Genomic DNA, 19,449 nt, shown 5'->3' on the forward strand with positions numbered 1-19,449 from the left:
GTCGCCTCGCGCCGGAATGTTCGCCCAGGGCGCGAAGCCAAAACGCCGCTGTACCGGGCGTACTGCAAGTTTTGGCGACAAAGCCCTCGGCGAAAAGGCCAAGCGAGGCGGCGCGAGGCATTGCACCACGGGCTGCTAGCAGCCCGTGGTGCAATGCATCGTGTCGCCTCGCGCCGGAATGTTCGCCCAGGGCGCGAAGCCAAAACGCCGCTGTACCGGGCGTACTGCAAGTTTTGGCGACAAAGCCCTCGGCGAAAAGGCCAAGCGAGGCGGCGCGAGGCATTGCACCCCGGGCTGCTAGGCCTGAATCAAGCGCTGTCGTGGGTCCACCTCGCTACGTCGGTGATCTCCTCGTGGGTGGGAGCGCCGAGCTCGTGAAGGCGCAACGCACCGAACGCAGAGCTCGAGGAAGGACGACCTGCGCGCCCCGCTCTCGCTCGGATTCCGCGCATGGAATTCAGCTGGAGTTTGATGGCGATGTACGCCATGATTGGCGTGCAGAGTCCCCAGAGACTGCTCATGAAAAAACCGCTTGGCAAACACGAGACCTATATCCGCATGCAGAACAACATCGACCAGCGGGTCCTTGTTCAGCTCTACCTGCGCAATCTGCAGAGGGTGGTCCAGAGTAAGTCCTGGGTGCTCGAGCCCGGGGAGACCTCGCCCAAGCGCGTTGAAGAAGCGTTTATTGCGGCCTACTTCTCGCAGTTTGGCTTGACATGGGACGGGTGGTTCTGCGTGCTGCACGTTCCTGGGGGCAGCGAAGAGGGCACCTACATCAGTCGGCCGGGTGGCAACGGGAGTATCGCGAACCCAGAGTACCTCAACGTCGACCTCTCACCATCTGACGCCGGCGTGTTCAACACGTTCACGATCAGCACCTCGGATTTTCAGGTCAACCTGGCCAAGCACTCGAACCACTCGCGCATGAATAAAGTGCGTGACTTTCGAGATGTGCAGCACGTGTTCTTGTTGATGCTCGAGAACCGCTCCTTCGACCAGATCTTGGGCAACTCGGGTCTCCCCGACATTGCGCATGCAAGCGCCGGGAGCGACTACAACGAGGTCGACGGCCAGAAGATCTACTTCGCGTCGGGCGCCAAGCCGCGCATCTCCGTCGACCCGCACCACGAGTTCGACGACATCCTCGAGCAGCTGTGCGGCAAGGGGGCCAAGCTCGGCGCTGACGGCTCGTATCCGCCGATCCTGAAGTCGAAGGCGACGCTGTTCGCGCAGCAGTACCGCGATATCGATCCCGAGGCGGGTCCGGACTCTCAACCCAGCTTGGACAATGACCTCGCACCGGGCTCCGACGTGGTGCTCTTTGGGTCGGGCGTGCCCAATGTGGGCATCGAGCGCGAGGGCTTCTCTTCGGCCATGTGCCGGGTCGACGGCGGTCAGGCCTTGCTGTCCATCCTCGACTCGGTCAAGGGCAACGTCGACCTGTCGCTGCAAGTGGCCGAGGCGACGAGTCCGGCGATTACCCGGCTCAATGGGCACTCCGACAACTGGGTCGTGGCCTATGTCGACCCCAACGCCAAGCTGTGTCTCGCCCGCAACCTGAACACCCCCCCGAACTATGGGGTTGCGCACGGCACGAGCCCTGCGATGACGGCGTTGAGCAACGGCTCGGACTGGGTCTGTGCCTTCGTCGGGGCCGATGATCTGCTGCAGTTCTACACCAGCTCCAACAACCTCAACACGCCCAGCGTCCAGGTGCTCGCAGGCACGAGCCCGAGCATTTCGGCGTGTCCGAACGGGGATTATGTCGCGGCCATCATCGGCGCCGATTACCATGTCGAGCTCGTATATGGGAATGGCGATTTCCACTCCTACAGCAACTGCAAACCCAACCCCCAGACGCGCCCGTCAGTGGCGGTGCGCCCTAACGGCGACTGGGCCTTCGCCTACCAGAACACAGACAATCAACTGACGGTCTACACCCAGATCGAGGGCCAGGGGAAGCGCCACAGCACCGGCATTCCGATGATGGCGTCGACCTCGCCCTCGCTGGTGGCGAATGGCAACAAGGGCTGGTTCGTCGCGATTCAAGGCGCCGAGGGGGCGGTCCAGGTACTGACCCACGAGGCGGTCTCACTGTACATCGGTGAGCCCATGGACTCGACCTCGAGTCCGCAGCTCTCGAATCGGGCCAGCGGCGGTTGGCAGCTCGCTTACAAGACCCAAGCGGGCAACCCCGCGCTGATCAACAGCATCGGTGACACCCCCATCTACGCACCGCCGTCCGACATCATGACCGGCTTCAACACGCCGGTTCAGCTCCCCGTCTTGTACACGCTGGCCGACAAGTTTGAGGTCTGCGACAAGTGGTTCTCCTCGCTGCCGGGGCCGACGTGGCCCAATCGCTTCTTCTCGCTGTGTGCGTCCTCTGGTGACCTCGACGACAGCCCATCGGGGGCCGAGATCTCGGAGTCGATGACCTTCTTCGAGTACGAGCCCAAGGGTGGCACGATGTTCACCCAGCTGCCCAAGACCAACTGGCCCGGCAGCAGCACGCCTTTGACCTACCGCATCTACAACGACGCGCTCTACCCTGGCACTCATCGTTACAAGAGTCAATTTGCCTATCAGCCGGACCGGAGCAAGGGGAGCACGGGCTCAGGCTGGATGCCGATTGGAATGGCTCTCGAGGGGGCCTCGTGGTCGGACTGGTACTCGCTCGACCGATTCGCTCGCGATCTGAACGCCCCCTATGAAGCGGCCTTTACGCTGATTGAGCCCCACTATGGCAACGCGCGGGGCGACACCTACCAGGGGGGCTCCTCGCAGCATCCCCGAGACGACTACTACGGCGGTGAGGCCCTGATTCGCGCGGTCTATGAGACCCTTCGTTCGTCGCCGCTGTGGTTCAACAGCCTGCTGATCATCACCTATGACGAGCATGGTGGGTTCTATGACAGTCGCCCGCCTGGGCCTGCGGTCTCACCTCAGGCCGGGCTTCGGGGCTCGAAGAAGGGGTTCAACTTCGAGACACTGGGGCCGCGTGTTCCGGCTGTCTTGGTCTCGCCCCTGGTGGGCGATGGCAAGTGCAGCACGACCTATGACCATGCCGTGATTCCCGCGACCATCGAGGACATCTTCGACATGAAGCCGATGTCAGACCGCGACGCGGCCTCGACCAGCCTGACGCATCGCCTGAAGTACAAGCTGGGCAGCGATGAGGGGCCTCGAACCGATTGCCCGAGGGTGCTTCCACCACCGGCCAAGCCCTACGCGAATGCCGAGCAGCAGGAGGCTGCGGCGGACTCTGCGCTGCCCGAGCAAGGCAACCTGCGGGGGGCGATGCAGATTGCCTTGAAACTCGCGCTTCAGCTGTCCTCGGACGAAGAGCGGCCAGGCGTCATCGCGCACTACAAGAGCCTGCAGACGCGCCAAGATCTCGATGGGTTCATGAAGTACGTCGCGGAACGCTTGGAGCAAGCGCAGGCTGAGCGCGACAAGGCCGAGGACGCGGCACAGGTGAAGGTCTAGCAGGCCGGGGTGGAAAGGAGTTTGCGAGGCACGGTCGAGGTGATCTCCCGGCCTCGACTCCACGGGCGACGGACAGCGCAGTCGCGGTCACAACCGGGCCGAGCGACGACACGAGCGCTGATACACGCACGCACCAGGTCGACGAGCACCATGAGGAGCGAAAAGAAGGCCGCAAGCCTCCCTTGAAGGCTTCGCGGGGTCCCGACTCCGAATGTCTTGCGCATCAGCAGCCCCAGGTTGTAGCCGGCGTTGTGGATCAGCACCCGCTTGAGGATGTTGTCGTGCCGTCGTAGGTGGGTCCGACCCATGCTCGTCGGCCCGTACATGTGAGCGAAGGGCCGCTCGAGCAGCTCGCCTCGTTGACGCATCAGGTGCCGACCGCGTCGACCCTTGACCCGGCGCCGGTTCGCGTAGACGAGCTTCTTTTCGACCTGCTTGTTTTTCCAGTTTCGTCGGCCCCGCTTGGGCTCGGCGATGTAGGTCCGAATACCGTCCTCGTCGAGATCGCACAGCTTGTGGTTGCTGTGATAGCCCTTGTCCATCACGGCTTCTTCGATGCGCTCGGCGACCTCGACGGCGGGAGACCCAGGCTCATCGTCGTCGTCGCTGTCATCGTCATTGCGCTCGGTCTCGAGCGTCTCGCGGACCTCGGACAGGTTGGCCTGCGCAGCCTCGAGCGTAGCGTCGACGCTCTGGGTGTCGTGCGTCGTTCCACCGTGAAGCGTGACCCCGAGGATCGCTCCTTCGTGCATGTCGACGGCGTGCTCGACCTTGTGAGCCATGTGCGTCGAGCCATCCTTCATCTTCGTGACTTGGGCGTCGGGCTCGTGCGGGTTGACCCACAGCTTGTTCGAGCCCTTCTTGGGTCGCTTGCGATCGAGGCGGGCGATGTCCTCGCGGGTCGGCTCCTCGATGCCCTCGGCCTTGGCGAGCTCGACGAGATAGTCCTGGTAGCTCACCCCGTCTTCGCGGCGTACCAGGGTCCGCAGCGCAGCGTTGGCCTCGAGGTCGCTCCCGTCGATGCCGATCGTCTTACCTCGGACCAGTCCTGCGCGGGCGAGCTGCGTCAGCACCCAGTTGAAGACCCGGTCGTGGACCTCGAGGTCGAGCCGGCGTCGCGTTCGGCCCAGCGTCGTGTGATCTGGCGGCGTCTTGGTCAGGCCCAGGCCTAGAAACTCGCGCAGACTCAGCGAGTCAGCGACCTGCCAAGCGATCCCACGCTCGCTGTCGATGCCCTCGAAGTAACCGATGAACAGGCAGCGAAAGTACACGCCCGGCGCGAGCGACGGCCGGCCTCGGCCCGAGTAGAAGCGCTCGCACTCGCGCTCGACGAAGTAGTCGAAGCCGTTCTTGCGCAAAATGCCCTCCAGCGCATCGTAGAAGGGATGTCCTGCTGAACGGGGGACGTCCTTGTAGGTCACGAACAGACCGGCCTGCTCGTCTTCCTTCGAACCCATCGTCATCGCGTCGGCACTCTACTGGAGCCCGACCTCGTTGTCCCCTGCGTGGTTGTCGCCACGCGTGGTTACCGCGGATTGCACCCCGGGCTGCTAGACGAGGCTAGGCGCCAGTGGTCCTTTCCCGCTCGTGAGCCTCGCGGCGACCTTGCTCGCGCTCGTCGGCGACGCTGCGGCGCCGGATCAGATCGTGCTGAACCACCACGATGACCAAGAGCAGCGGCACCGCGGGGGGCCAAAGCGCAAACACGAACAGCGCCAGCAGCCCCCCGAGCAAGCCGTGCAACAGCCGCTGCCCGAGCCACATCGGCACGGCGAGCACGGCCGCGAACAAGGCCGCGAGCGCCGACACGGTGTTGGCCGCCAGCGGCATGCCCTCGACGACCGCGACCGCAAACCACAGCACCGTCGACAGCGCGAGGATCCCACCGACGCAGGCCAGGAAGTGGAGCGTGAAGAAGATCAGGCTGCCGGGGTCGCGCTCGAACCCGTACATCGGGCGCAGGTTCGGCGTCGCCTCGGGCGCGCCCTGGCGAAAGGGGCCGGCGGCCGCGCCGGGCGAGTCGAAGCCCCGCAGGGCCAGACGCTCAAAGCGCCACTTGGGCCACGCCCGCGCGATCGACCAGGCCGTGAGCGCGACGCTCGCGAGCCCAAGCCACAAGGGCGGGCAGCTCGAGGGGTGTTCCAGCATCGCCTCTCGACCAGTCTAACGCGAGACACCCGAGGGCGGTAGGATCCCTGGGTGGCCCGAGTGTCCAAACGTGAACGAAGCGCGATCGAGCGGGGCCTTCGCGTCGTCACCGGCGCCTGTCCCCACGACTGCCCCGACACCTGCGCGTGGCAAGTCGCGGTCGATCCCGACACCGAGCGCGCCGTCGACATCTGGGGCCACGCCGATCACCCCTTCACGGACGGCAAGCTGTGCGGGAAGGTCGACAACTACCTCGAGCGGAGCTACCACCGCGAGCGCCTGACGAGCCCGCTGCGCCGGGTCGGAGCCAAGGGCGCCACGAACGGGCCCCGCTTCGAGGCGATCAGCTGGGACCAGGCGATCGAGGAGATCGCCGCCCGGACCGGGCACGCCATCGAGCAGCACGGGCCCGAGACCGTGCTCCAGTACTCCTACGCCGGGACCATGGGCCTGGTCCAGGGCGAAGGCATGGCCCAGCGATTCTTCAATCGCCTCGGCGCCACGCGCCTCGGTCGGACGATCTGCGCGAGCGCGGGCATGCAGGGCCTGAGCTACACCCTCGGCCGCGCGATCGGTCCGGACCCGCTCGACTTCGAGCACGCCGGGCTGATCTGGCTGTGGGGCACCAACACGCTGTCCAGCAACATGCACCTGTGGCCGGTGATCCAGCGCGCGCGCAAGGCTGGCGCCAAGGTCGTGGTCATCGATCCGGTTCGCACGCGCACGGCGCGAGCGGCCGACGAGTGGGTGCCGATCCGCCCGGGCACCGACGGCGCGCTCGCCCTCGGCCTGATGCACGTGCTGATCCGCGAGGACGCGATCGACCGCGACTACATCGAGCGCGGCACCCTTGGCTTCGAGCAGCTGCGCGAGCGCGCGAGCAAGTGGCCCCCCGCGCGGGTCGAGGCGATCACCGGGATCCCGGCCGCGCGCATCGAGGGCCTCGCACGCGAGTACGGCCAGCGCGGCGCCAAGCCCCCCGCGATCCGGATCAACTACGGGCTCCAGCGGCACCGCGGCGGCGGCATGGCGGTCCGCAACATCGCCTGCCTCCCGGCCCTGGTCGGAGCCTGGCGCCACCGCGGCGGCGGCGTGCAGCTGAGCAGCTCGGGCAGCTTCATGCTCGACCGGCGCGGGCTCGAGCGCCCCGATCTCCTCGGTGATCGCAGCCCTCGGACCTTCAACATGAACCGCCTCGGCCAGGCCCTGAGCCTCGATCCCGAGCAGCGACGCCAGGCCCACCTGCGCGAGCGCCCGGTCGACAGGCCGCCCGAACAGCCCGGGCCGCCGGTCCACGTGCTGTTCGTCTACAACTGCAACCCGGCCGCGGTCGCCCCGGATCAGTCTGCGGTCATCGCCGGGCTCGCGCGCGAGGATCTGTTCACGGTCGTGCTCGAGCACTTTGCGACCGACACGGTCGACTGGGCCGACATCGTGCTCCCGGCGACGACGCAGCTCGAGCACTGGGACCTCCTCAAGTCCTACGGACACCTCTACCTCGCCCTCAACCGACCGGCGATCGCCCCGGTCGGCCAGAGCTTGCCCAACTCCGAGATCTTCCGCCGCGTCGCGCGAGCCTGCGGGTTTGACGAGCCCTGCTTTCACGAGACCGACGAGGCCATGCTCGAGGCCTTCGTCGACAGCCAGGCCGATCCCTGCATGGCCGAGATCAGCTGGGCGCGGCTGCTCGACGAGGGCTTTTGTCGGCTCGCGCTGCCCGATCCCTACCTGCCCTTCGCGGCCGGCGAGTTCCCGACCCCCAGCGGTCGCTGCGAGCTCTACAGCGCGCGCATGGCCGAGCACGGCTACGATCCGCTGCCGGCCTACACCGCGCCCGAGTTCGCCGACGCCGAGCTCGACGATCCCGAGAGCGAGGCGAGCCCCGGGCTGCTCCACTGCATCTCGCCCCCGGCGCACTCGTTCTTGAACAGCACCTTCGTCAACGTCGAGAAGTTCGCCGCGCGCGAGAAACAGCCGCTGCTGCTCCTCCACCCCGACGACGCGGCCGCGCGCGCGATCACGGACGGCGTCGAGGTTCGCGTCGAGAACGAGCGCGGCGAGGTCCGGCTGCGCGCGCGAGTGACCGACGAGGTCGTGCGCGGGACCGTGGTCGCGTCCAGCATCTGGTGGACCAAGCTCAGCCCCGACCGCCGCAACATCAACTGGCTGAGCTCACCGGCCGAGACCGACATGGGCGCGGGCGCGCTGTTCTTCGACGTGCCCGTGCGAGTGCGGGCGTCGTAGCGCCGCCTCTGCGGCGACCGACGACGAGACCGAGGATCCCGAGCGCGCCAGCGTGCTCGCGCTTGGGCCCGGCGACGGCTTGCTGCTACCGTGGGCGCGATGGTGTTTCGTGGCTTCGAGCCAGGCGGCAGCGAGTTCCTGCGCGACCCAGTCGCGCGCTTCAAGGCCCTCGACGAGGCGCTCGAGCTCAGCCGGGGCGCGCTGACGAACCGCATCGCCCAGCGCCTCGCGGCAGTCAACTTGATCCTGACCCCCGGCGATCCGGCCGAGCTCGCCGCCGCGGCTCGAACCCTCCAAGGTGAGTTCGCGGCGCGCCTGGGCATGACCAAGGCCCCGCCCTCGCTGCGCCTGATCTTCGCGGCCCTCCTCCTGCGCCACGGCGACACCGCCGACGCCCTGGCCGACGAAGCCGATCGCGTGAGCCGAATGATGCGCGTGGTCGGGCTGCGCTGGGGCTCGACCTTCGAGCTGATCGCAACGATGGCCATGCGCGTCCACGCCCGCGGGATGCCGATCCCCGAGGCTCAGATCGAGCGCATGCGGGCGATCTACGAGGCCATGAAGGTCCACCACTGGTGGCTGACGGGCCCCGAGGACTTCCCGACCTGCGCGCTGCTGACCACGCGGCCGGGCAGCCCCGAGGCCCTCGCCGGTCGGGCCCACGAGATCTACGAGGCGATCCACAGCGAGCTCAGCGTCATGCGCGGCGACCCGCTCCAGACCGCCAGCAACATCCTCGCCCTCGCCGACGCGCCCCCCGCCGATCTCACCCACCGCTTCGGCGCCCTGATGCGCGACTTCAAAGCGGCCGGCATCAAGATCCGCGCCGACCGCTTCGACGAGCTCGCGGTGCTGTGCTTCTTGCCCCGGTCGAGCGCCGCCGTCGTCGAGACGGTGGTCGAGTACGACCGTCAGCTATCGGAGCACGTGAAGTGGCACGAGAAGCTGATGACCTTCGGCTTCGCCAGCAACCTGGCCTTCATCCACATCGTCGGCAACGACCCGGAGTTGGGAGCCTTGGCCGACGTCAAGCCGCTGCTCGACATCATGTGGATCATTCAGCAGGGTGGCTAACGCTCGAGGCAGCAACGGGCCTACATGTAGCTCCTCGGCTACTCCGGGCGCGACGAGCTGCCCTCTTGGGCCGCGACGCTCAAACCGCGATGACCCTTGCCATTGGGGCCCAGGTCTGGGATCAATGTTAGGTCATGCGCAGTACTGTATTTTCGGTGGTTCTGTTGGGTCTCTCGGTTCCGCTGGTGCTCGCAGGCTGCGACTCGGACGACGGTGACCCAACCCTCGACAGCGAGACGGCCGCCAACGGCGACACGGCTGGCGAGGGTGAGGGCGACACGGCCGACGAGGGTGAGGGCGAGGACGGAACCGACACCGGTGGTGAAGAGCTGGGCTGCCAGGCCGAGACCCCCTACGCGGGCGGCTGGGACATCGGCTGCTGCCAGGACGAGATCGTGCCCAACGGCTGGGCTCCGGGCGCTGTCAACGTCGGCACGATCTTGCCCGACTGGACCTTCAACGACCAGTTTGGCGACGCGGTCCGGGTCTACGACTTTTGCCACGAGGCCATCTATTTCGACTACGTCGCCCTGTGGTGCGGCTCTTGCCAGGCGCTGGCGCCCACGGTCTCGGGTCTATTCGACACTTACGATCAACGAGGCCTGATGACCCTCACCTACGTCAGTGAAGGGGCCGACGGGAGTCCGGCGACCCTGGCCGACGTCCAGGCGTGGACCAACACCTACAACCACAAGGGCCTGGTCGTGACCAGCGGCCTCCAGGACGTCTGGTACCCCTTCGGCGTCGACACGGGCGGAGGCTCGTTCAGCATCTCCCTCCCGGGCGTCATCCTGGTCGGGCCCAACATGAAGATCGCCAAGATGGGCGAGCCGACCATCCAGGAGATCGAGCTCGTCATCCCCGACGCACCGTAGCGAACACGCGGGTATTCAGGCGGGTCCAGGCCAGGCCATCAAAACAGCTCCTGTCCGCAGATCGCCTTGCCGATGAAGTCGTAGAGCACGTCGGTGGTCGGGGCCATGATCGAGGCCGCCTGCGCGTCACGGAAGCGGCGCTCGACCCCGACCTCCTTGCGGTAGGCGGCGCCGCCACACACGCGCATGCCGAGGGCCGCGACCTCGAGCGCCGCCTCGGCCGCGGCCGCCTTGATCTCGAGGACCCGGAGCATGGCGTCTTCGCGGCCGCCCTCGATCGCGGCGATCGAGTCCTCCCACAGCACCCGGATCTTGTCGGTCTCGATCTGCATGCGCGCCAGGTAGGCGCGGATCGTGGGCAGATCGGCGAGCGTGCTGTCGAGGTGCTCGAACCGGCCGCCGCTGCAGTGGGCGATCGCGGCCGCGGTGATGCTGTGCATCAGCCCGAGCGAGGCCGCGGCGTTGCACAGCGTGAAGATCGGCAGCGCGGTGCCCATCATCAAGTCGAAGCCCGCGCCGTCCGAACCGAGCCGGGCCGAGCTCGGGATCCGGACCCCGCTCGCGCTGACCGGGGCGCTGTCGTTGCCGCGCAGGCCGAGCCCGCGGTAGGGCCCGTCGACCGCGAGGCCCTTGGCGTCGCGGGGCACCAACCACAGCGTCGAGACGCCCTCGGCCGCCACCGGCTGGCTCGACCAGACGTAGACATCGGCGTGGTTGGCGGAGGTGATCCAGCTCTTGCGGGCGTCGAGCACGACCTGGTCGCCGTCGGCCCTGGCCGTCGACAGCGGCGCCCAGAAGTGGCTGCGAGAGCCCGCCTCCGAGATGGCCAGGGTCGACAGCATCTCGCCAGACGCGACGGCCCGGCGCGTGTCCGTGTCGGCGAAGGCCTCGATCAAGGCGGCGCCGCAGTAGTGCATGCAGACCACCATCGCGGAGCTGCCACAGGACCGGGCGAGGCGCTCGACGACCCGCGCGGCGTCGCCTAGCGAGCGGCCCTTGCCGCCGACTTCGGTCGCGCTGATCAGCCCGAGCAAGCCGAGCTCACGCAGCGCCTCGATCGTGGCGGTCGGGTACGCGCCGCTCTCATCGACCTGGGCGGCTTGGGGATCGACCCGCTGTGCGATGGCTTGGTCGAGGGTGTCGAATGAGTTGTCTTGCATCTCGAGTCTCCTGCGGCGGCGCGCCGCCAGAAGGCTCAGGCCTGCGCACCCGCGTGGTGATCGGGCCCGGTAGCTCCGGGCGCAATGGGGGTTCAGCGCGGTGCGAACATCTCGTCCTCGTCGGCTCCGCGTATCCTGCCCGCGCCGGCTTGCGAGGACAAGGCCGCTAGCAGCCCGGGGTGCTAGCAGCCCGGGCTGCTAGGCTGGGCCCCGCGACACCGCGCCACGATCGTCCCCGTCCAGCGCTCCTTGGTCCGGCCGCTCACGCGGGTCGACGGGCAGCTCCTTGGCCACGAACGCAGCCCCCGCGACCTGGGCAAAGCCGAACAGCAGCGGACCGGCGATCGGGATCGCGAGCATCAACGAGATCGGCAGGCCGAAGCCAAGCAGCGCCTTTTGATGGCGCCCGACGATCTCGCGCTGCTCGGCGTGGCGGATGTCGAGGCACCCGAAGTAGGGGTCGAGGAGCTCCCAGGAGACCGTGCGCGCGGCGAGCCACAGCTCACCGAGGGTCCCGGCGATCGTGCCGACCACCGGGATCAAGCCGATCAGCAAAAAGCACAGGCTCAGGCCGAGGAACTTGATCAGGCGCCAGGTCGCAATGCCCATCGCCGGCCCCAGCGGCATGCCCTGCTTGGCCGCGAGCGCCGCCGCGCGATCGGGGTCGAGGACCCGCAGCCCGGCCATGAACACGCCCTCATTGAAGAAGGGAAACGCGATGTTGACCGTGAAGATCGCCAGCAGCGGCCCGATCAACAGCGCGACGACGACCCCGACGACGCGCACGACCCACATGGTCACGACCAGCCACAGCGCCGCGTCGACGGCTGGCGCGGTGTTGGCCCACAGCGCCCAGATCGAGCCCGAGCTGATCGCGAGGCTGAGCACGAAGATCACCGCGACGACCTTGAGATAGGCGCGGCGCACGTCGGCGCTGCCAACCGCCACCTTCATGCCGTCCGCGGCGATGCGGAAGCCGCGAACGTAAGGGCTGGTCGAGGTCTGCTCGGACATGGGGCCGCTCAACTCGGGGACGGCGGACCGATTCCCCAGGATCTCCTATCACATGGCCGCAGAGCTCGGCCGAAAATGATCTCGATCTCGATCCGTCCGCGCTCATGTTCGCGGCGGGGCTCCGAGCGCGAGCGAGTCGCCGGGGCTCGGGGTCAGGAGCTCGAACATCCCGCGTTCGAGACCGCGCGCGGCCGCGCGGATCGCCTGCTTGGCCTCCGCTGCGAAGTGCAGCAAGGCCAGGGTCTCGACCCCCGCGTGCTCGGCCAGGACCACGCAACCCTCGACGTCGCCGTGTTTGCGCTGCCCGCTCGCGACCGCAAAAAAACACTCGTGGACCAAGACCGAGACCCCGCGGGCCAGCGCCCGCGTGCCCTCGGTCACCGCGCCGTCGCCCGAATACATCAAGGAGCGCAGCCCGGGCGCGTCGATCCGCAGCGCGTGGTTGACGATCGAGTGGGCGCTCGCGGCGATCCGCAGCTCGAGCGGACCCAAGCGATTGACCGCCCCCGCCTCGAGCTCGACGAACTCGATCGGGTAGCACTTGTGCGGCGCGTAGCTGCCCGGATACCCGAGCTCGAGCACCTGCTCGAGCCGCGCCCGGGACCCGGGCCCCCCGAGCACCGTCAGCGGCCGCTCGCGCCCGCCGAGGCGCATCCACAACAGCAGCGCCGGGAGCCCAAAGCAGTGGTCCGCGTGACCGTGGCTGATCCAGACGCCGTCGAGGAAGTTCACGTCCTGGCTGATCGCCCAAAACGCGTGGGGCACCGCGTAGCCACAGTCGAGCAGCAGCGTCCGCGGCCCTCGAACCAACAAGCTGGTGTTGGGCAGCGCAGGATCGAGGGCCTCGCCCGTTCCGACGAACACCAGCTCGGGCCCCAGGTCCTGGGAGACTGGTTTTATCGTCATGGCGCGTGCTTCTTGAGCTTCTTGCGCGCGGGCTCGGGTAGCTCCTGGCTCTGCAGCGCCCGCGGGGCCAGATCTTTGACCCGCGGATCCCCGATCTCCTCGGCCGCGATCGCGGCCATCACGACCACGTCGAGGGTCGCGTCGGGCCGCAGCGCGGTGACCATGACCTCGTCGAGCATCGCGGTGATGTCCTGCTTCTTGGCCTTGTTGCGCTTGGCGATCAGCGCGCTCGCGGCCAGCGCGACCGGGTGCAGCGGGGCGATCGCGTTGGCCCGGTCGACCGCGGCCTCGAGCCGCTTGTCGCCGGTCGCCGCGGCCAAAATGATCATGCGCAGCGGCGGCTCGAGGCTCATCGCGTCAATCGCCAGGATCTTCTCGAGCTGATCGATCTCGAGCGCGACGTCCTTTTGCTCGCGGGCGATCTTCGCAATGGCCATGAAGGGCGCGAGCGACTCCAGGGCGAAGCTCGCGGCCTTCTCGTACTGCTTGATCGCGCCCTTCTCGTCGCCCTTTTGATCGAGGACCGCGGCCAGGGTCGAGCGCGCGTGAAAGCCGTCGCCCTGGGCGGCGATCAGGTCCTCGAGCAGCTTCTGCGCCTCGTCGAGCTCCCCGGCGCCCGCGACCTCGAGGGCCTTCATCAGGGCCTTGGTCCGCGGATCGTCGGGCTTGTCCTGGCTCGGCCGAAAGCCCGAGAGCTTGCGGTCGAGCTCGCTGTCGAACCACGCCGAGAAGTCGGCCTCGACCGTGGCCAGATCCTTGCCGAGGATCTGCTTGAACAGCTCGTCAGTCGACTTGCCGGTCGCGTAGCCCTTTAGCAACGCGACGATCTTCGGGCGCCCGTAGGTCTCGCCGAGGTAGCGCATCGCCCAAGCCGCGGTCGCGTAGGCGACCTCCATCATCAGCGGGCTCTCGGCCCGGAGGAAGGCGAGCTCGAGCTCCGAGAGCTTGCGCAGCTTGTCGTGGCGCCGGGCCTCGAACAAGAGCTCGGCGCTCTCGCGCGCCCACGAGGGATCGGCGACCTCCGACTCCCACTCGGACAGACCCTCGGTGAACCACCGCGGGACCCGCCCGGCGCTGAGCTCGATCGCGTAGCTGTGGGCGATCTCGTGCCAGATGACCTGGTTGAAATTGTGCGTGCCCGAGTAGGGGCCGATCGAGGTGATGACCGCGCCAAAGCAGACCCCGACCGCGCCGAGGCTCGGGACCCCGACCGTGCGGATCGAGAACTCGTCGGGGTCGGCGTACATCTCGATCCGCAGCGGGCTGATCTTGATCCCGTAGCCCTTGTCGAGGGCCTCGCGCGCCCGCGTGATCGCGGTGACGTAGCCCGGCGCGAGCATGTCTTGGAACTCGGCGGGCAGGCGCAGGGTCAGGTCCTTCTCGACGCGCTCGGCGTAGTGCGGCTCGATCCGCTCGCTGTAGAGCTGGCGGACGTTGAGCGTGCGGGCGTTGTACTTGTCTTTCTTCCACGCCTTGTCGAGGGCCTCGCGCCCGGCCGCCTCGTCGCCGAGGCGCAGCTTCGAGAGGCCGAGGGCGCCGAGGACGTAGGGATCTTTGGGCAGGATCTTGGCGCCCTCGACGAGGACCGCGTCGGCCTCGGGGTAGAGGTGCAGGTAGCCGAGCAGATCCGACAGCTGCGAGAAGAACCGGCCGTCGCGGGGGTTGAAGGCCAGGACGGCGTCGCGGGCCTTGGCGTAGCCGCGGGTGTCACGATCGAAGATCGCCAGGGCCGCGAGCACGATCTGCCCGCCGTGGTGCGAGGGGTTGACGTTGACGACGTGGTCGACGATGTGGGCCCGGGCGACCTCGCGGTGGCCCTCGATCAGCGCGACCCAGGCCAGGACCGCGTGGGCGTCGGCGTTCTCGGGGTTGACCTGCAGCGACTCCTCGGCCGCGCGCGAGGCCGCGGCGAGCTTGAATTGATCGAGGAACACCCAGCCCATCTTGGCCAGGGCCTCGGGGTTCCACGGATCGCGCGCGAGCACCTGCGCGAGGGTCTCGCCGGCCTCGCCGGGCTTGTACTTCTCGAGGAAGAGCTCGGTCAGCTCCATCGAGATCTCATCGCCGATCTCGCTCCCCGCGCTGGCCGGGGCGGCGCGCTCGGCCTCTTGCAGCACGCGGCTGCTGCTCTTGAACGCGCGCTCGGCGAGGCCTGCGTAGGCGGTCCCGAGCAGGTCCTCGGCGGACTGGGCCGTGCCGTCGCTGTACGAGGCGTAGAGTTGATCGATCAGCTCGCGAGCCTCGCGCTCCTGGGCGCGCCCGGTCAGGAACATCAGGCGCACGAGCTCGCCCGCGAGCAGGATCTCGTCGGGCGCGAGCTTGCGCGCGTCCCGGATGTGCTGCTCGGCGCCCTTGATGTCGCCGCGGGCGAAGCGGAGCTGGGCGAGGCGGCGCAGGGCCTCGGCCTTGACCTTCGCGTCCTTGGCCGACTTGTGGAGCGCGCTGAGGGTCTTGTCGGCCTCGTCGAGCTGACCGACCAAGCGCTGGCCGCGGGCGAGGGCGAACCGGGCCTCGTGATCGTTCGCGTTGGACTCGAGGTGCTCGACCAAGAATTTGATCGCGCCGTCGGGGTTGCCGTGGGCGACGGCGACGAGGGCCGCGTCGCGGGTCTGAGGGTCGGCCGGCTTCTCGCGCTCGCGCGGTCCGGTCGGCTCTTGCTCGAGGGCCTCGCCGACCTCCGACGCGATCGCCTCGGGGTCGATCGCACCGCCTTCGCCGCCGCTCGCGTCGCCGCCCTCGTCGACGACCCCGCCCTCGTCACCACCGTCCGGTGAGACCGTGCCGTCGGTCTTGCAGCCGACGGCGAGCGCGAGGAGCAGGAGCAGGTGACGCGTGCGCGGACGGATGAGCATGGCGAGGTCGAGGCCGCAGCGCACGTGGGCGCACTGCAGCCAAATTCTGTGGGCGCCGCGCGGGGCTGTCAAACGGACGGCGACGGCGCTCGGCCTGGCGCGAGGCGCATCGGGCATCGCTCGCGCGCGCTGCTACACTCCCGCGCGATGTCGGACCCCGCCGAGGCTCCCGCGATCGAGGCAAGCGTCGCCGAGATCCTCGACGTGTGCCGCAGCAACCACCGCGCCGGGGCGTCAGCGCCAGACCAGCTCGCGCCCATGCTCACGGCGCTCGAGCGCGTGCTCCTGCGCCGCTGCGAGCTCGACGAGCCCGGCTGTGAGCGAGCGCTGCGACGCACGCTCACCCTCGCCCGCCTCCGCCTCGATCCGCCCACCCTGATCGCCAGCGCCATCGCCCTGCCCGGCGTCGACCTCGACGGCCGCCGAGATCCTCGCTTCGAGGCCGACACGCGGCTGCGCGCAGAGCTCGAGCTCGAGCCCGAGCGCCTCGTCGAGATCCAGGGCCTCGTCGACGGGGTCGAGCGCCTCGCCGCGATCCACTGGAACGCCCTCGACGAGGAGTCGGCCGAGTCGCTGCGGACCATGTTCGTGGCCATGGCCGCCGACACCCGCGTCGTGCTCTTGACCCTCTGCGACCGGCTCGAGGTCATCCGCCAGCTGCGGCTCGTCGATGCCCCCGAGGTCCGACGCCGGATCGCGCTCGAGACCCGCGAGGTCTTCGCCCCGCTGGCCAACCGCTTGGGCATCGGGCAGCTCAAGTGGGAGCTCGAAGATCTGGCCATGCGCGAGCTCGAGCCCGAGGTCTACGCCGACATCCGAGCCAAGCTCGCGGCCAAGCGCGAGGAGCGTCAGCGCCACGTCGACCAGGTCGTCGACGCCCTCCGCTTCGAGCTCGATCAGCTCGGCCTCGTCGCCGAGGTCAACGGCCGGCCCAAGCACATCTACAGCATCGTCAAGAAGATGCGGCGCAAGCGGGTCGGCTTCGACGAGATCTACGACGTGACCGCGGTCCGGGTGATCATCGAGGCCGACGACGAGGCCGTCGGCAAGCGCGACTGCTACGCGGCCCTCGGCCTGGTCCACGGGCTGTGGGCGCCGATCTCCGGCGAGTTCGACGACTACATCGCCCGGCCCAAGCCCAACGGCTACCGCTCGCTGCACACCGCGGTCATGGGCCCGGGCGGCCGCCCGCTCGAGGTCCAGATCCGGACCCGCGACATGCACCTGTTCGGCGAGTTCGGCGTCGCCGCTCACTGGGCCTACAAAGAGGGCAAGCGCGACGCCAGCAAGGCCCAGCGCTTCAACCTCCTGCGCCAGCTCGTCGACTGGCAAAAGGAGCTCGTCGACCCGCGCGAGCTCGCCGAGGCGCTCAAGACCGATCTGTTCGAAGACGAGGTCCACGTGTTCACGCCCGGCGGCGACGTGATCGCCCTGCCCGAGGGCGCGACGCCCCTCGACTTCGCCTACCGCGTCCACACCGAGGTCGGGCACAAGACCCGCGGGGCCCTCGTCAACGGCGTGATGGTCCCGCTCAACCACACCCTCGCAACCGGCGACCGCGTCGAGATCCTCAAGAAGAAGCACGCCGAGCCGAGCCGCGACTGGCTCAGCCCGCACCTCGGCTACCTCCACACCGCCAGCGCCAAGCAAAAGATCCGCCAGTGGTTTCGCCAGCAAGACCGCGACCAGGCCGTGGTCAGCGGGCGCGAGGCGCTCGAGCGCGAGCTCGTCCGGGCCGGCGTCAACGGCAAGCCCGAGCTCCAGAACCTCGACGAGCTCGCGCTCGCCCACGACTTCAAGTCCGGCGACGATCTGCTCGCGGCGATCGGCTTCGGCGATCTCAACCCCCAGGGCCTCGCGGCCGAGATCCTCGAGCGTCAGCGGCCCGAGCCCGAGCCCGAGCCCGAGCCCGTCGCCAGCCCCACCGTCGCGAGCACCCCCGAGGCCGCGGGCGTGTCGGTCGGCGGCATCAGCGACGTCATGAGCCAGCCCGCGCGCTGCTGCTCACCGGTGCCCGGCGACGACGTCGTCGGCTGGGTCAGCCGCGGGCGCGGGATCATGATCCATCGCCGCGACTGCCCCAACATCATTCACAATCAGGAGCCCGAGCGGATCATCGACATTGACTGGGGGCGCAAGCATCGACATCGCTATCCGGTCAAGCTCAGCCTCGAGGTCGTCGATCGGCCGGGGGTGTTGCGGGATATCGCCGATGTGATCTCGAACATGGGGATCAACATGCGAGCGACCCACAGCTCGCGCAGTCGCAAACGCTCGGGCACGCAGACCTTGACGCTGGAGCTCGAGGTCGATGAGACCACGCAGATCGTCCGGGCGCTCGGGCGGCTCGAGGGGCTGCCCGTGGTGCTCTCGGCCCGGCGGATCGCAGGCTAAATGAGCAGGCGATGAGCGTAGCCGCGGTCCGACCACGGAGGTCACGCGCTCGACCTGAGCTGTGCGCGTTTGGTGAATTTGCGCGCGTTCGAAGGTCAATGCTGCTGCAAGTCGTTCGTGGCACCTCAGTTGGGCCCCCTCGAGCACATGGTCTTGCAGGTCTTGTCACTACGGCCGCTGAGCCGGGCGATCTTGTTGACTGAGATCGGATCATGGCAGGCTCGCCGACACCCGGAAGGCAAGCCCACCCGGCCCCGACGCGATGACCCGGTCCGATTACTACACCGAACACCTCGACGAGCAGCTCGACGAGCACGGCGACATCACCCCGCCATGGGCGAAGTTTCCGAGCTACGAGGCCGGCTCGATCGGCTGGCGGATGGGCGCGGGCGAGACCTGGCTGTGCTTCGTGTCCGCGTTCCTCGACCGCCTCGGCGAGGACCCCAGCGCGCGTGAGGCCTACCTCCGCCGCCACCCACCAGCTCCGCACACCTGGACCGAGTGGGTGTCCTCGGTCCTCGACACGAGTGAGCGAGACGACGACGACGACGACGACAACGACGACGACGACGACGACGACGCGGCCATGCTCGCCGAGCTCGAGGCCCGAGGTCTCGTCGCAGCTGACGCGTCCTACGACTGCTGGCGCGCGCTCAATCCCTCGCCCGGCTGGCCTTGGGAGTGGGGCGAGGACATCCTGAAGGTGGCGCGTCACTACACCCGGGAGCTGAGCTTTTGGTCGCGTCAGGTCATCGTCGATCGCCCGACCGTGCCCGCGGTCCCGGCGACCGCCCCCGCCAGTTGGGACCCTGTGGTCCACGTCCTGCGCGGCGCTCGACCGGAGCCCGCGCTCAACCAGGGCCTGGTCGCCTTGACGACCTTCCTGGCCGCGGGCTGGCCACCCGCGCCGTGGACTTGCGGGCTCGAGATCGCCAGCTTCGAGGACAGCTTTGACGACGACATGGGCTACGCCGACGCGTTCCGGCTGTGGTTGATGAGCGCCTTCGATGATCGGCCGACCCTGGCGCGCTATCTGGCGACGCAGCGCGAGGCGCCCGAGGCCTGGCGCGCGTGGCTGTCCGAGCAAGTGTTCTTGCCGGGTAGTCGAGCGCGCAGCGCTTGATTCAGGGCTCGGGGAGTCGATCACCGAGCCAGAAACTCGAGCGCGGATTCGAGATCCGTGGTCACCAGCACCGACTCGGCTGTCCGGCGCGAGGCGACACGATGCATTGCACCCCGGGCTGTTAGCAGCCCGGGGTGCAATGCCTCGCGCCGCCTCGCTTGGCCTGT

12 protein-coding genes are annotated in these 19,449 nt (G+C 68.3%); 6 read left to right on the forward strand and 6 right to left on the reverse strand.

The window, feature by feature from the left end:
• Window positions 1-450 precede the first annotated feature (450 nt).
• Window positions 451-3,492, forward strand: coding sequence for an alkaline phosphatase family protein (locus ENSA5_RS36670; RefSeq protein ID WP_146156404.1), 3,042 nt, complete (start codon window positions 451-453; stop codon window positions 3,490-3,492).
• Here ENSA5_RS36670 and ENSA5_RS33915 read toward each other — a convergent pair.
• Complete coding sequence (locus ENSA5_RS33915) at window positions 3,489-4,955, reverse strand: transposase (protein ID WP_258183104.1); 1,467 nt, start codon at window positions 4,953-4,955, stop codon at window positions 3,489-3,491. The two genes, ENSA5_RS36670 and ENSA5_RS33915, sit on opposite strands and share 4 nt — an antisense overlap.
• Window positions 4,956-5,052: 97 nt before the next feature.
• Complete coding sequence (locus tag ENSA5_RS33920) at window positions 5,053-5,640, reverse strand: hypothetical protein (RefSeq protein WP_146156405.1); 588 nt, start codon at window positions 5,638-5,640, stop codon at window positions 5,053-5,055.
• A 60-nt stretch (window positions 5,641-5,700) separates the two neighbouring features.
• On the opposite strand from ENSA5_RS33920, the gene ENSA5_RS33925 reads away from it, so the two are divergent.
• The 3 genes from ENSA5_RS33925 to ENSA5_RS33935 all read left to right on the forward strand — a co-directional run bounded on the left by ENSA5_RS33925 (window position 5,701) and on the right by ENSA5_RS33935 (window position 9,833).
• Complete coding sequence (locus ENSA5_RS33925; RefSeq protein ID WP_444843378.1) at window positions 5,701-7,884, forward strand: molybdopterin-containing oxidoreductase family protein; 2,184 nt, start codon at window positions 5,701-5,703, stop codon at window positions 7,882-7,884.
• A gap of 99 nt (window positions 7,885-7,983) precedes the next feature.
• Window positions 7,984-8,958, forward strand: coding sequence for a DUF4003 family protein (locus ENSA5_RS33930; protein ID WP_146156406.1), 975 nt, complete (start codon window positions 7,984-7,986; stop codon window positions 8,956-8,958).
• A 155-nt stretch (window positions 8,959-9,113) separates the two neighbouring features.
• Window positions 9,114-9,833 (forward strand): TlpA family protein disulfide reductase, encoded by a 720-nt coding sequence (locus tag ENSA5_RS33935; RefSeq protein ID WP_146156407.1) that lies wholly within the window; start codon window positions 9,114-9,116, stop codon window positions 9,831-9,833.
• A 38-nt stretch (window positions 9,834-9,871) separates the two neighbouring features.
• On the opposite strand, the gene ENSA5_RS33940 is transcribed toward ENSA5_RS33935, so the two are convergent.
• The 4 genes from ENSA5_RS33940 to ENSA5_RS33955 form a co-directional block, all read right to left on the reverse strand.
• The gene (locus tag ENSA5_RS33940) at window positions 9,872-10,993 is read right to left on the reverse strand and encodes an acyl-CoA dehydrogenase family protein (RefSeq protein ID WP_106395875.1); all 1,122 of its coding nucleotides are present in this window, start codon (window positions 10,991-10,993) and stop codon (window positions 9,872-9,874) included.
• A gap of 198 nt (window positions 10,994-11,191) precedes the next feature.
• Entirely contained in the window at window positions 11,192-12,007 is an 816-nt protein-coding gene (locus ENSA5_RS33945; protein ID WP_106395876.1) for an EI24 domain-containing protein, read from the reverse strand.
• Window positions 12,008-12,109: 102 nt separating this feature from the next.
• Window positions 12,110-12,913, reverse strand: coding sequence for an MBL fold metallo-hydrolase (locus tag ENSA5_RS33950; RefSeq protein ID WP_106395877.1), 804 nt, complete (start codon window positions 12,911-12,913; stop codon window positions 12,110-12,112).
• Window positions 12,910-15,765: a peptidase MA family metallohydrolase gene (locus ENSA5_RS33955; protein ID WP_146156408.1), complete on the reverse strand. Its 2,856-nt coding sequence runs from the start codon at window positions 15,763-15,765 to the stop codon at window positions 12,910-12,912. Before ENSA5_RS33955 ends, ENSA5_RS33950 begins: the two co-directional genes overlap by 4 nt.
• Before the next feature lie 147 nt (window positions 15,766-15,912).
• Between ENSA5_RS33955 and ENSA5_RS33960 the strand changes: the two genes are divergently transcribed.
• Window positions 15,913-18,159, forward strand: a complete 2,247-nt coding sequence (locus ENSA5_RS33960; RefSeq protein WP_106395879.1) for a RelA/SpoT family protein — start codon at window positions 15,913-15,915, stop codon at window positions 18,157-18,159.
• Between the two features lie 262 nt (window positions 18,160-18,421).
• Window positions 18,422-19,282 (forward strand): hypothetical protein, encoded by an 861-nt coding sequence (locus ENSA5_RS33965; RefSeq protein WP_106395880.1) that lies wholly within the window; start codon window positions 18,422-18,424, stop codon window positions 19,280-19,282.
• Window positions 19,283-19,449: the final 167 nt, after the last annotated feature.

The sequence above is a fragment of the Enhygromyxa salina genome (assembly GCF_002994615.1).
Classification (GTDB): Bacteria; Myxococcota_A; Polyangia; order Nannocystales; family Nannocystaceae; genus Plesiocystis; species Plesiocystis salina_A.

Excerpts from the sequence above, each read along its gene's own strand:
- ENSA5_RS36670 (WP_146156404.1), top strand. The coding sequence starts at position 451 with ATGGAATTCAGCTGGAGTTTGATGGCGATGTACGCCATGATTGGCGTG.
- ENSA5_RS33915 (WP_258183104.1), bottom strand. The coding sequence starts at position 4,955 with ATGACGATGGGTTCGAAGGAAGACGAGCAGGCCGGTCTGTTCGTGACC.
- ENSA5_RS33920 (WP_146156405.1), bottom strand. The coding sequence starts at position 5,640 with ATGCTGGAACACCCCTCGAGCTGCCCGCCCTTGTGGCTTGGGCTCGCG.
- ENSA5_RS33930 (WP_146156406.1), top strand. The coding sequence starts at position 7,984 with ATGGTGTTTCGTGGCTTCGAGCCAGGCGGCAGCGAGTTCCTGCGCGAC.
- ENSA5_RS33940 (WP_106395875.1), bottom strand. The coding sequence starts at position 10,993 with ATGCAAGACAACTCATTCGACACCCTCGACCAAGCCATCGCACAGCGG.
- ENSA5_RS33945 (WP_106395876.1), bottom strand. The coding sequence starts at position 12,007 with ATGTCCGAGCAGACCTCGACCAGCCCTTACGTTCGCGGCTTCCGCATC.
- ENSA5_RS33950 (WP_106395877.1), bottom strand. The coding sequence starts at position 12,913 with ATGACGATAAAACCAGTCTCCCAGGACCTGGGGCCCGAGCTGGTGTTC.
- ENSA5_RS33955 (WP_146156408.1), bottom strand. The coding sequence starts at position 15,765 with ATGCTCATCCGTCCGCGCACGCGTCACCTGCTCCTGCTCCTCGCGCTC.
- ENSA5_RS33960 (WP_106395879.1), top strand. The coding sequence starts at position 15,913 with ATGTCGGACCCCGCCGAGGCTCCCGCGATCGAGGCAAGCGTCGCCGAG.
- ENSA5_RS33965 (WP_106395880.1), top strand. The coding sequence starts at position 18,422 with ATGACCCGGTCCGATTACTACACCGAACACCTCGACGAGCAGCTCGAC.